Source organism: Candidatus Krumholzibacteriota bacterium (genome assembly GCA_016932415.1).
Classification (GTDB): Bacteria; Krumholzibacteriota; Krumholzibacteriia; order Krumholzibacteriales; family Krumholzibacteriaceae; genus Krumholzibacterium.
On sequence record JAFGCX010000011.1, the window covers coordinates 175,513 to 188,371 of the forward strand.

Here is a 12,859-nt window from a genome sequence, read left to right on the forward strand (position 1 = left end):
TCGCCCCAAAACCGGGCTCTTTCCCACCTATAATCGATATAAATGCATGGCAGGAGCTTTTTCCCGCCGGGTGGCGCTACCGGCGCAAAGGCAAAAAAGCCCCCCGGCAGATACCGGAGGGCTTTAACAAGTCTACTTAATTCTGCCTGGCGCGGCGTGCGAACAAGAGATGCCAGGCAGGAACTCGCATCTTCGCCAGCTACTTGATCGCGCATTTCAACGCGAACTGGAACCTGAGGCCGTCGTATTCGGTCAATGTATCGGTGATCTCTCCCGCCTCATTCTCCCGGGTGAGATATTCTGTCTTCGCGTAACCGACCTCGAGGATCGCCGTGACCCTTTTGGTCATGCTGTAGAAAAGGTTGCCGAAGATATCGCTGTTACGGCTCATCATATCCCACTCGCCATCCTCGTCGGGGGTCTCCCATGACGCGTCGTCAGGATCGTCGAAGCCATAACCGGCGTTGACGGTGACCCTGTCGGTCATCTTGACCGAGAGCATCCCCCAGCCACCCATCGAGGCGAGAGGATTGTTCATCTCGTCGACGCTCTGGCCTATGCCGCCGAGATACTGGCCGAGGTTCTCACCGGTGAAAAACTCTCCCTTCAGGCAGACCTTCTCGTTGAAGGCCAGTAGGAGATCGGCGTTCGCCGACCAGGAGGTGACCTCTTCGAGATCGTCGACGTCGTATTTCTCGATTCCGTAGTGGCCGGAAAATCCGAGCGACATCTTGCCCGATTCGCCGAGCAGCGACGCGTACCCAAGGCGGCCCTGGACTGCGGGAAGGCCCGAATCGGCTCCATCGTCGATCTTGTCGCCATCGAGGTCCCCCCCGATGTTGCGCGAGATGCCTGCGTCGAGAGTGATCTTTTTGTCCTCACCCGTTTCCTTCCAGGTGGAGAAGCGGATCTGGGGGCGGCGGTATCCTATGTTGCCCTGGTACCAGAGCACCGAGTAGTTCGCCGTGCTCGGATTCAGAGGGGAGATGATATCCCACGTCTGTCCGGCAAGGAGGGACCACTGGCATTTGCTGATCTTGAAAAAGGCATGGCGAAGCATCGGATCCGCCTTGTTCTCCCCTCCCCCCGCGTTTTCGAAATCGAATTCCACGTACGCCGTCGTCTTGTAATCCCCTTCCATCCACCAGAAATCGAAAGCTAGCCTCGATTCACGGGCTGTGAGGAAAAACTCGTTGTTGGCGTCTCCGCTGTACGGCTGGACATATAGCAGGTAATTTCCGGGGAAAAGCCTCGTGGTGTCGTAGATAAGGTCGGTCTTGAGGTATCCGCCGAACTTGAACCCAAAATCCTTGTCGGCCTGTTCGCCGGAAAAAACAGGCGTCGCTATAATCGCCGCGACGGCAAGGATGATGGTGATCGAAAAGAAGCGTCTCATCTCTTCTCCTTCGTGTATGAGGTAACAGATCCGCGGCGGCCGTCTGCCGCCGGCAACCTGTCCTTTTAAACAGAAATAACCCGGAAAGTCAATTATAAATCTTTTTTGAACGGGTAGCGGTTCACCCGATCGCCACCATACGCTCGATCGATCTTCTCGCCGCCGCGGCTGTTTCGGCCGGGACTTTTACGACAGGCCCGAGGGTCTCAAGGGACAGTGCTATCTTTTCAAGGGTGATCTTCTTCATGTTGGGGCAGATCGCCTCCTTCGACGCGGGGATGAAGACCTTTTCCGGATAAAGGGTGCCGAGCCTGTACACCATTCCGACCTCGGTGCCGACCACAAAGACGGTAGCGGGATTCTCCAGCGCGTGGCGGATCATACCTCCCGTGCCGAGAAGGATATCGGCCTCGGCCGCTATCGAGGGATTGACCTCGGGGTGGACCATCACGACCGCGCCGGGGTATTGCTTTCTCAGCGCCCTGATCTGTTCGGGAAGTATCTTCTGGTGCGAGGGGCAGTAGCCGTCCCAGAGGATCAGGTCGCGTCCCGTGCGCCGGGCTATCCATCCGCCGAGGTAACGGTCCGGGCCGAATATGATCTTTTTGCCGGGATCGATCGACTTGACTATCTCCAGCGCGTTCGCCGAGGTGCAGCAGATATCGGTCAGAGCCTTTACTTCGGCCGGCGAATTGACATACATCACCGTCACCGCGCCGGGAGTCTTTCGCTGCAAAGCACTGAGGGCCTCAGCGGTAATCATATCGGCCATCGGGCATCCCGCCGAGAGTTCGGGAAGAATGATCTTTTTATCCGGAGCGAGGATCGAGGCGGTCTCCGCCATGAAATGAACGCCGCAGAAGATGATCACCTCTTCAGCCAGAGAAGCGGCGAGCCGGCTCAGATCAAGGGAGTCGCCGAGATGGTCGGCGATATCCTGGATCTCGGGAGGCTGGTAGTTGTGGGCGAGGATCACGGCGCCCTTTTCTTTTTTCAGCGCGTCTATCCTCGCGGAAAGTTCCTTTTTCGACATTCCCATTTACCGTTCTTTTTTCCGATTACCCGTGCTTGTGGATCGACGCGCCGCAATGGGGACATTTTTCCCGTGATCTGTCGGCGATCTTGCCGCAATGCGGGCAGGTGTCGAACGAAGTCTTGCACGAATTGCAGAGCATCGACGAAGCATCGATATCGGCGTCGCAGTAGGGGCATTGCTTGTCCTTGCCACTCCTTTTGACTTCGTGAAGTTCGGGCACTTCGGCCGGTTCTCCCGTCTCAAGCCTTTTTCTGTAGTCCTCTATAGCGGCGTGCAGGGCGTCGGCCCCGAGGTTGGAGCAGTGCAGCTTGTTGGTCGGCAGGCCTCCGAGTTCTTCGGCGACCATCTCGTTCGTTATCTCCATCGCTTCATCAAGGGTCTTGCCAAGAGCCATCTCGCTGACCATGCTCGAAACGGCGATCGCCGCTCCGCATCCGAAAGTCTTGAATCGGATATCGGCGATCCTGTCATCTTTTACCGAGATCATGAATGTCATCATATCGCCACAGGTGGGATTGCCGACCTCACCAACGCCGTCAGGCTTTTCAAGGTCGCCCACGTTTCTCGGATTCATGAAATGGTCCATTACCTTGTCACTATAAAGAGCCATCTTTTTTCTCCCTGTATATCGGTGACATCTCGCGCAGGCGCGAGACTACCGGTTTCATCTCGTTGATCGCGTAGTCGATCTCGCCCGCGCTGTTCTCCGGCCCGAACGAGAATACTATCGAACCCTGGGCAGTCGCCGCGTCGAGCCCGAGGGCTTCGAGGACATGGCTCCCCTTCAGGGAACGCGAGGTGCAGGCCGAACCACTCGCCGCCATGATCCCCTTCTGGTTAAGGAAGAGCAGAAGCCCCTCTCCCTCGATATATTTTACACAGAACGAAGCGAGCCCGGGAAGCCTCTTCTCCGGGTGGCCTGTTAATATCACATCTTCGATACTGCCTGGAAGTCCTTTTATCATCCGGTCCCTGAGTGTGATGAGCAGAGCGGCTGTTTCATCCAATTCGGCAAGAGCGAGCCTTGCCGCGACGCCCATCCCGGCGATCGCCGGGATATTTTCCTGCCCGGCTCTTCGATTTCGCTCCTGGACTCCTCCTTCGATCAGCCTGTTCATCGGAACGCCTTTTTTCAGGATGAGTGCCGCTGCCCCGGGAGGGCCGCCGAAGTTCTGCCCGGCTATAGTCATGGCGCTGACCGGCATATCATCGAGCTTTATCTTTATCTGGCCGGCAGCCGCCCAGGAATCAGTATGGAAAGGCACTCCCTTGTCAGCGCAGATCATCGACAATTCTTCGATCGGTTCGATCGTCCCGATCTCGGAGCTGGCGTGAATGACAGAGACAACCGCCGCTCCTTCGGACAGGGCTTCGTCAAGTTGTCCCGGATCGACCAGCCCGGTCCGGTCGACCGGGAGGGTGACAAGCTCGAACCCTTCCTTTCGGAGAGATTCGGCCGGGATCACCACTGAATGATGTTCGATCGCCGAAATGATCACTCTGGGGGATTTTTTCTTTCTCGCCCTGGCTATCCCCTTGATCGCCATATTGTTCGCCTCTGAACCGGTCGCGGTGAAGATGATCCCGGACGGGTCCGATCCGATAAGAGCGGCTACCTTTTCCCTGGCCTTCTCAAGTTTTTCCGCCGCTCTCTGCCCGCGGTCATGGACACTTTGCGGATTTCCGAATCCATCAAGAAGAAGCCGCGACATCTCGTCCACCGCCTCGGGTCTGGCAGCTCTTGCCGCGTTATGATCGAAAAAAGTCTCTTTCTGTTTATCCATATCGCAATCCTTTTAATCAGAATAATTACCGTCTCTCGAATAATCCATCAATAGGCGGAGTAACGCAAACAAAATCTGGCTCCCCGCCGGAGTGGCTCGCGCGATGGTTAAAAAAGAATTTAGTGGAACTATCCCGTGCCGATGACATATAATAGAAAACCAGTTCAGATGATTACTCCGGCGCCCCACGCTGTCAAGGCAATCAGGATGGCAAGATCCGGATGTGGGAGCTGGAGCGGTTTGTTTTGGACCGGGAATTACAACTGGAAGGCGGCTGCGGAGGTTTTCACGCGGGCCGCCGATGAAGGATCCGGAAAAATCCGGACCGAACCTCAGGTGGAGGACAGAATTATGAAGGATATTCGAAAACTGGCAATGGCACTGGCGCTGTTTTCCCTGCTGGCCGGCGTAGCGCTTACGGCGACGGCGCAGGCAACGGATTCGCCTATGTTCTTTGTCAGGGAAAAAACTGTCGATCTCGGCAACTTCTATGAAGGGCTCGACATCGCATATGACTTTACGGTCAGAAACAACGGGGTAGGTGAGCTGCACATAACAAGCGTGCGGCCTGGGTGAGGCTGCTCAGTGGCCGACTATGACAAGGTCATCCTTCCCGGGCAGGAAGGGAAAATAGGAATAAAGATCACAGGATTCAAAATTCACCCCGGGCGTTTCAAGAAGTCTTTCACGGTCGCGACGAACGATCCCGAGAACCAGAAGGTAGTCCTCTATGTGACCGGAGTGGTAAAGAAGGTCTTCGAGTTCTCGAAGAGCCTCAACCTTTCCGGATTCGCGGGGGAAAAGCTTGAACTTGAATCGATCATCTCGATACAGCTTCCCGAAGCGATCGCCTTCACCGGGTGGCACTGGTCGGAAAAGAGCAGGGATTACGATTTTCTCTGCGACAATCTCGGCATCGATATGTTGACCATGGAAGCGGGAAAAAGATTCAGCCTCAAGGTCTGGACCAGAGGAGAGGTGAAGCCGGGTAACTACGGCGGTGACCTTATCCTCGAAACCGATTTCAAGGATATTCCCGAAAAGAGCGTGATGTTCCGGCTGACGATAACGCCTGATGTCCAGGCTACGCCGAGCAACGTGATAATGAAAGAGATGAGGATCGCTGAAGGCACTACGAAGAATTTTGAAAAGATAGTGTCAGTGATCGCGACGAGGGGAGATACTCTCAGGATCCTCGAAGTCATTCCTGACAGGGAGGATATCACGGTCAACGTGAGGGAGACCCGCCCGGGAAAAGCGTTCAGCTGCGTGGTAAGTATCCGCCCGCCCGCGGAATCGGGAAAATACCAGGGCTCGGTGACATTTGTCACCAATTACAAGGGATACGAGAGAATTACAGTGCCGATAACGGGAATGGTCAGGTCAGTTCCGGAGAATTAAATATCTCCGGATGGCGTTGGTTCGAATTTTACCGGGGTGTGCCATGGCATGGGCACGCCCTTTTTTGAAAGGATGAAAAAGGATGAAGACAAAAAGAATATTGGCGGCTTTTCTGGTGGCCCTGGCTATCATGCCGGCATTCGCCGCGGGCCAGGACAGGGAAGAAGAGGCGAGGAATCAATATGCCGCGATGATGCAGGAATTCGAGCAGAAAAGATCATCTCTCGGGCAGATGCAGCTGATCGAACTGGCAGAGAAGAATCTCACCATGTTCATCGAAAAATTTGATGGAACTGTCGCTTCGGGCAGCGCCCGGGTCGTTCTGGGGCAGATATTCAGCGGGACCGGAAGGGAGAAGGAAGCGGTAGAACACCTCGTCAGATACCTTGCCGCGCCGTTCGAAAAACAGCCGGTGGAAGAGGGCGTGGCAAGGCAGATCCTTGCTACCGCCTATATGTCGATGAATAAATTCGATGAGGCGGAGGAACAGTTGAAGGCGATCATCGATCCGGCAAGCGGAGCCGATCCCAGAACGAAGCAGATGGCAAACGCGACTCTTCCAAAGATGGAGATCCTCAGGAAGCTGAAGATCGGCAACAAGGCGATCGATTTTTCAGTTACTGCCGCTGACGGAAAAAAACTTGATCTGCAGCAGTACAGGGGAAAAGTAGTCCTTATAGATTTCTGGGCTTCCTGGTGCGCGCCGTGCAGGGCGGAGATGCCGACGGTCAAAAAGGTATACAGCGAGAACAAGGGGAAGGGTTTCGATATTATTGGGATCTCAATGGATGACAGCAGGGAAAAGTTCGACAGTTACGTCAAGGAACAGCAGATCGAATGGCGGCAGGTCTTTGACGGAAAAGGGTGGCAGGCCGAGTTGGGATTAAAATACGCGGTCGGTTCGATCCCTTCGACTTTTCTTGTCGATCGCGCCGGAGTGATCAGGTATAAGAATCTCCGCGGGAATGAACTCGGGGAAGCGGTCGCCGAACTGCTTGCCGAGTAGAGCTGCGAAAAAATCCGATCGGAGCAGGGCCGGACGAGCTGAAATTACGCTTCTCCGGCCCTTTTATTTTCGCAGCAGCGTTTCTGTCAGTACTGGCAGGGCAAAAAGCTGACAGCAAAGAAATATTTTAAAAAAACCGAGAAAAAAAGGTTGACATTCGTTTAATATTTATGAAATTATGTGCGCTGTTCTCAAGTTGGAGCCACGCCGTTTCACGGCGGTAACTTTTAAAAACAGAGAAGAATTAAATGAGATTCATTGATTCGACTGATTTTGAGAGGCTTTTAAAAAAGCTCTCTGCAGAGGGGGAGCTTGTTGTTCCTGTCAGGGAAGAAGATACAGGAAAAATCCATATACAGAGAGTAGAAGCATTTCCGCTTCCGGCAGGCACCGCTTTCGATGGATTCAGATCTGTCGAAAGCCTTAAAGGGTTCGCGCAACACCTCAGGTCTGTTGTCGCCAGGTATCCTTCCGAAGATATGGATCAGATGGAAGCCGAAGAATCGTTCCCGGTATTCGTGATCGTCGGTGCCAGGGGATGCGACCTCAAAGCTATGGAACTTGTCGACAGCGTCCAGGTGGAAGGCGATTATACAGACCCATTCTACAAGATCAGAAGGGACAGGATGCTGGTAATAGCCTCAGACTGCACGGAGTGCGGCGAGAGCTGTTTCTGTACTCTGACCGGATCCAACCCATGGCCCGAAAAAGGTTATGACCTTACTATCTCGAAAGTCGGAAGCGGATACCTCGTAGAGGAAGGTTCGGAAAGAGGAGCGGCGATCCTGTCGGAAAACAGCGAGCTCTTTTCAGAACCGAGGGAAGGGCAGGAAAAGGCAAGGGTCGAAAACCGCGAAAAGGTCCTCGCGCAGCTGAAGTCAAACAACAAGGATTACCCGGCATCGGCCGAGATGACCGAAAAGCTCCGGGGGGTACTGAACGACGAGCTCTGGAACGAAGAGTCGGCAAGATGCGTGGAGTGCGGCGCGTGCACCAACATATGTCCGACCTGTTATTGTTTTCTCCTCTTCGACCAGCAGGACGGGGAGCAGTTCAAAAGAGTGATGTCATGGGATTCCTGCCAGGTAACAGGTTATGCCAGGATGGCGGGCATGGGTACTCCAAGGCCCCGCCTTTCTGACAGGGTCAAGCACAGGCTTTACCATAAATATGATTATCTGGTCCTCAGCCATAACGCGGTCTTTTGCACCGGCTGCGGCAGATGTATCGACGCGTGCTCGGCAAGCATAGATATGCGCGATGTGTTCCGTAAAGTAAAAACGAAAGCAACCAGATAAGGGAGCGAAAGGGTATGGAAAACCCGTATTATCCCATAGATACTGTCCTGGAAGACGTGATTACCGAGACTCCGACGATCAGGACTTTCTGCCTGAAGCCAGCCAGGCCGGTTAAATTCAAGGCCGGGCAGTTCATGCAGCTTACAGTTCCCGGTGTCGGAGAAGCGCCATTCACCCCGAGCAGCGACCCGAATATCGAAGACAGGATGGAGATCACCATCCTCAGGACCGGTAAGGTCACCGAGGCGCTTCATGAGCTTAAGCCTGGAGCCAGACTCGGCCTGAGAGGTCCTTTCGGCAAGGGGTACCCGCTTGAAAAGCTCGGCGGCAAGGATGTCCTCGTGGTCGGTGGTGGGGTGGGGCTTGCTCCGATGCGCTCGCTGCTCTACGCCCTTTTCAACGATCCCTCGAAATACAACAGGATTGATATCAAGTTCGGGGCAAGGGAGCCGGCCGAACTGAGTTTCCGCAGGCAGTACAAGGAATGGAGCAGTCTTGCTTCGAACATCTCGTTAAAAACAACGATCGATATTCCTCATCCCGACTGGGACGGGCATGTCGGACTGGTCACGACTCTTCTTGATGACCTCGAGGTAAAGATCGCCGACTCGTTCGCCCTTTCATGCGGCCCCGAGATAATGTTGAAGTTCGTAACCCTGAAACTTCTGGAAGTGGGATATACTCCACCACAGATCTATCTTTCGATGAACAGGAAGATGTCATGCGGTATGGGAAAATGCGGTCGCTGTAATGTCGGGCATTACTATCTTTGCGTCGATGGCCCCGACATGTGTTACGAGAAGATCAAGAACGTACCTAATGTCTTTGGCTAGTATGCCGCGGTTGGGCGCTCTCGGCGGAGAAGCCGCCCGGGAAGAAAATGGTCTATGAGTGAGATAAACAATTATTGTTCGATCTGTTCGCTGGCCTGTCCCGTTATTTTCAGGGGTGGAAGCAGGTCGCCTTCCTTCACAAGAGATTCGATCCTGTCGATAGACTGGGACGACAGGGAAGGTTCGAAGTATGGCGGCAGTCTTTGCGCGCGCGGTAACTCCGCGGTCGAATTCGTCTCCCATCCGAAAAGACTGAACTATCCGTTCGTCCTCGGGAAAAGGTCGAATTTCGAGGCGGCGGTAAAGGAGACTGCCAAAAACCTTGCTTCGATCAAGGCTGAATCCGGAGCGGGGAGCATAGGTGTCCTTATAGGGGAGAACCTGACCAACGAAGAAGCCGCTCTCGCGCTGAAATTCGCGAAAGATGTCATTGGTACTTCCAGTATAGAGATCTTTGCTCCTGACGATACGCCTCTCTTCTCGGCATATCTCGATTGCGATTTTTCCGCCCTGTCGACGACGGCCGAAAAACCGGCGGGCACTAAAAGTGTCTATCTGATGATCGGTGATTCCTTTTCCGACCATCCGTGTACGGCAAAAACGGTCCTGGCCGGAAAGAACTCGGGCAGGGGTAACGAGATCATAGTAATAAGTCCGGAACTCAATCACACGGCGTGGTTTGCAGGCACACACCTTATGTGCAATCCCGGCGGAGAGACTGCTGTAGTGGCGGGATTGTTGAAAGCTGCGGCGGCAAAAAGCGCCAACCCGCTTGTCCCCGCGCTGAAAAGCATTATTGACGGTATCGAATGGGGAGATATAGAAAAACTCGGCGGAATAGAAAGAAAGATCGTCGAAAAAGCGGCATTTTCGATTCTCGGATCTGCGAAAATCGAGACTTACATGTCGAACATATTCGGAAGATTCTCCTCCCCTGGGCTGCTTTCTCTCTTTGCCGAGGCTCTTACGAGCATCTGCCCCGGAGAGAAACTCTTCGACCCGCAGTTTGTCCAGCAGAATACCTGGGGTATCTATTCGGTCCTGGCTGGAGCGGGATGCGGAACGGTCCTGGGGAAACTTGAAAGCAGCGATATCGAGGCTCTTGTGATCCTGGGGCTCGATCTTTTCTCTGTATATCCCGCGGCTCCGGTGGAAAAAGCGCTCAGGGAGAAGAAGTTCACCGTAGCCACGCAGCTCTTCTGGGGACAGACCGCCGCGCGTTCAAACGTAGTCATACCGGCGGCGGGACTGATGGAGAAAAAAGGAACGGTCTCGCCATCGTTCAGGGATGATCTAGTACGGAAGGAAGCGATCGATCCGCCGGCGGGGGCTTTTTCTGATGAGGAATTTCTCAGGGCGCTCGCCAGGGAGATGGGAGCCGATCTCGGTTCGGCCGATGTCAGAAGAAAGACTGAAAGATCAGGGTCGTGCGAAGGGCTTGCCGCGAGATGGACCTCCTATTCGAATTCGCTCCGGGCGAACGGATCTTCCCAGGCAGTGCTGCTACCGTGGAGCGAGCCGGTCCATGCAGCCGATGGAGCGATCACCAGGCATCTTCACTGGTCCAGGGTGACATCACCCGGACCGAAGCTTCTTGTCTCGAAAGAGGCTGCCGCTGAACTCGGGCTTGCGGGAGGAGAAAAAGTCAAAGTCTCCTCCGATGGCGGAGAAGAAGTATTTAAAACGGAAGTCACCGAAAGACTCAGGGGCAAAACAGTTGCCGCTTCGATACATTTTCCTTCGGTCCGAAAGCTGTTTCCGTGGAAACTCGATGAAAAATCTGAATGCGTGATCCTTGCGCCGGTTCCCGTCAACCTTGAGCGTCAGAGCGAGAAGAGCTGATTATGGAAAAAAGAATCTATATAAACATGAACCTGTGTACCGGATGCAGAGCATGCGCCGCTGCGTGCGCCGGAGGGCATGACGAACAGGGGCTTCTAAAGCACGGACCGGTCGAGGAGTCCGCGCTCATGCCTCTGCATTGCCGCCACTGCGATACGCCTCTTTGTCTTGAAGTCTGTCCACAGGACGCGATCAAGAAGGAAGAGGACGGAACGATCGTAAGAAAGAACCAGCTGTGCATCGGGTGTAAATCATGTATCATGGCCTGTCCGTTCGGAGTGATGTTCGTCTACAGCACCTGGCACATCTCTCCGAAATGCGATCTCTGCCAGGATCGACTCAAGGAAGATAAGCAGCCAAGGTGCGTTTCTACATGTACTTCCGGAGCGCTTGTCTTCGAGGAACTTACAGAGTTGGAGAAAAAACACGGAAATGCCACTGAGGGCGGACGCTACTTCACCCGATGGATGTTGACGCGTTAGCGGAGAGGACCTATGGATTTAAAGTATCTGTTCTATTATCTGATATTCCCCGGATTTCTCTTTACCGGGGTGGTCGGGCTGTTGACTACCTGGGTAGACAGAAAAGTGACAGCAAGGGTCCACTGGAGAGTAGGCCCCCCGTGGTTTCAGCCTTTTGCCGATACGATGAAGCTTTTTGGCAAGGAAGTGATCATCCCGGCCGGCGCGAAAAAGACGGGATTTCTCATCATGCCGGTTATCGGCCTGGCAGCAGCGACGCTCGCCTCTACGATAATATGGCTGGCGAATCTCGATCCGTCGGGTTCGTTCGTCGGGGATTCGATAGTCGTTCTTTATATAATGACTATCCCCGCGATAGCGATGATCCTTGGGGCGAGCGCTTCGGGCAACCCCCTCGGTATCCTCGGTGGAAGCCGGGAGATGAAACTTCTTTTCGCGTATGAACTGCCCCTTGTGATCTCGATGCTGACGACGGTCTACAAAGCTGGCAGTTTTTCGTTTGAACAGATACTGGCGAAACAGGCGGCATCGGGGATCATGCTGGGGAGCGTATCGGGAGTCATAGCCTTCATAGTGACTATAATGTGCGTGCAGGCGAAACTCACATTCATCCCGTTTGATATTCCCGAAGCCGAGACGGAGCTGGCCGGCGGGACTCACATCGAGTATTCAGGCGCACCGCTGGCGATCGTAAAACTGAACACGGCGATCATGTTCTTCGTTCTTCCAATATTCATGATAACACTCTACTGGGGTGGGATTTCACTGGCGGGGTGGGGAATCCTGACCTCGATACTGAAATACGTCGCTATCGTGGTCATTATAGTTCTTATAAAGAATACAAATCCAAGGGTCAGGATCGATCAGGCCCTGCGTTTTTTCTGGGGACCGATGCTTGTACTCTCTATAATAGCCATGATCCTGGCTGTGCTCGGTTACTAGGTCGCGGAGGAAAGTATGTCACTGGCTTTGAAAGCTTTAAAAAAATCACCCTGGGTATTTCACGTAAATACCGGTGCCTGCAATAACTGCGACATAGAGATCCTGGATGCCCTTACTCCAAGATTCGACGTTGAACGGTTTGGAATAGTGCTTGTCGGCAGCATCAGGCACGCCGACGTGCTTCTTATAAGCGGTCCGGTAACGAGAAACGTACTCCCCAGGCTCAAAAGACTTTATGAACAGGCTCCCAAGCCGGTCAAGGTCATAGTGGTCGGGGCCTGCGGTTGTAATTGCGGCATTTTCAGAGACGGATACAACATTATCGGCCCTGTTGACAAATATCTGCCGGTCGATGCTTATGTCCCCGGATGCCCTCCGAAACCGGAGACGATCATTGCCGGAGTAGTAAAAGTACTTAACACACTATAGGCAGGCCGAGAGCCTGAGACATAACGAGGGAAGCAGGAAGATGGAGAGAGAAGAAGTAAAGAAGAAGATAGCTGAAAGGTTCGGCGACAAGGTCAGGATAGACCAGCCGTCGGCGAATCGGATCTACGTCTATTCGGAAAAAGATTCATGGCTCGAGCTGGCCACATTTATCTTCAACGATCTCGACGGCAGATTCGACACTGGAGTCGGGATCGACGATCGTGGCGGCGTCGAAGTGCTCATGTTCTTCCCCTTCGACAAGGAGCATTTTTTCGTCACGATCAAGACTTACGCCGAGAAGCCGCATCCGGAACTCGATTCGATATCGAATGTCATTCCCGGCGCGAAGTGGATCGAAAGAGAGATCTTCGAGATGTTCGAAGTGAATTTCAAGGGGCATCCCGATCTCA

At 53.8% G+C, this 12,859-nt stretch carries 14 protein-coding genes; 10 read left to right on the plus strand and 4 right to left on the minus strand.

What is annotated here, in order from left to right; all coding sequences use genetic code 11:
* Window positions 1-199: 199 nt before the first annotated feature.
* The 4 genes from JW814_05130 to JW814_05145 all read right to left on the minus strand — a co-directional run bounded on the left by JW814_05130 (window position 200) and on the right by JW814_05145 (window position 4,216).
* Window positions 200-1,396 (minus strand): hypothetical protein, encoded by a 1,197-nt coding sequence (locus JW814_05130; protein MBN2070823.1) that lies wholly within the window; start codon window positions 1,394-1,396, stop codon window positions 200-202.
* Between the two features lie 121 nt (window positions 1,397-1,517).
* On the minus strand, window positions 1,518-2,435 hold the full coding sequence (nadA, locus tag JW814_05135; protein ID MBN2070824.1) for a quinolinate synthase NadA: 918 nt from the start codon (window positions 2,433-2,435) through the stop codon (window positions 1,518-1,520).
* A gap of 19 nt (window positions 2,436-2,454) precedes the next feature.
* A complete protein-coding gene (gene nifU, locus JW814_05140) occupies window positions 2,455-3,042 on the minus strand; it encodes a Fe-S cluster assembly scaffold protein NifU (protein ID MBN2070825.1) in 588 nt (195 codons plus the stop codon).
* Window positions 3,029-4,216 (minus strand): cysteine desulfurase, encoded by a 1,188-nt coding sequence (locus JW814_05145; GenBank protein MBN2070826.1) that lies wholly within the window; start codon window positions 4,214-4,216, stop codon window positions 3,029-3,031. The genes nifU and JW814_05145 overlap by 14 nt, the downstream gene beginning before the upstream one ends.
* Before the next feature lie 351 nt (window positions 4,217-4,567).
* Between JW814_05145 and JW814_05150 the strand changes: the two genes are divergently transcribed.
* The 10 genes from JW814_05150 to JW814_05195 all read left to right on the plus strand — a co-directional run.
* Window positions 4,568-4,792, plus strand: coding sequence for a hypothetical protein (locus JW814_05150; GenBank protein MBN2070827.1), 225 nt, complete (start codon window positions 4,568-4,570; stop codon window positions 4,790-4,792).
* Window positions 4,793-4,801: 9 nt separating this feature from the next.
* On the plus strand, window positions 4,802-5,617 hold the full coding sequence (locus JW814_05155; GenBank protein MBN2070828.1) for a hypothetical protein: 816 nt from the start codon (window positions 4,802-4,804) through the stop codon (window positions 5,615-5,617).
* A gap of 82 nt (window positions 5,618-5,699) precedes the next feature.
* Window positions 5,700-6,623, plus strand: coding sequence for a redoxin domain-containing protein (locus JW814_05160; GenBank protein ID MBN2070829.1), 924 nt, complete (start codon window positions 5,700-5,702; stop codon window positions 6,621-6,623).
* 248 nt (window positions 6,624-6,871) lie between these two features.
* Window positions 6,872-7,921 (plus strand): 4Fe-4S dicluster domain-containing protein, encoded by a 1,050-nt coding sequence (locus JW814_05165; protein ID MBN2070830.1) that lies wholly within the window; start codon window positions 6,872-6,874, stop codon window positions 7,919-7,921.
* 14 nt (window positions 7,922-7,935) lie between these two features.
* A complete protein-coding gene (locus tag JW814_05170; GenBank protein MBN2070831.1) occupies window positions 7,936-8,754 on the plus strand; it encodes an FAD/NAD(P)-binding protein in 819 nt (272 codons plus the stop codon).
* A gap of 54 nt (window positions 8,755-8,808) precedes the next feature.
* The gene (locus tag JW814_05175; protein ID MBN2070832.1) at window positions 8,809-10,596 is read left to right on the plus strand and encodes a molybdopterin-dependent oxidoreductase; all 1,788 of its coding nucleotides are present in this window, start codon (window positions 8,809-8,811) and stop codon (window positions 10,594-10,596) included.
* A 2-nt stretch (window positions 10,597-10,598) separates the two neighbouring features.
* Window positions 10,599-11,078 (plus strand): 4Fe-4S binding protein, encoded by a 480-nt coding sequence (locus JW814_05180; protein MBN2070833.1) that lies wholly within the window; start codon window positions 10,599-10,601, stop codon window positions 11,076-11,078.
* Between the two features lie 12 nt (window positions 11,079-11,090).
* Window positions 11,091-12,020 (plus strand): NADH-quinone oxidoreductase subunit H, encoded by a 930-nt coding sequence (locus JW814_05185; GenBank protein MBN2070834.1) that lies wholly within the window; start codon window positions 11,091-11,093, stop codon window positions 12,018-12,020.
* A 15-nt stretch (window positions 12,021-12,035) separates the two neighbouring features.
* Complete coding sequence (locus tag JW814_05190) at window positions 12,036-12,449, plus strand: NADH-quinone oxidoreductase subunit B family protein (GenBank protein ID MBN2070835.1); 414 nt, start codon at window positions 12,036-12,038, stop codon at window positions 12,447-12,449.
* A 40-nt stretch (window positions 12,450-12,489) separates the two neighbouring features.
* On the plus strand, window positions 12,490-12,859 hold a 370-nt coding region (locus tag JW814_05195), incomplete at its 3' end, for an NADH-quinone oxidoreductase subunit C (GenBank protein ID MBN2070836.1).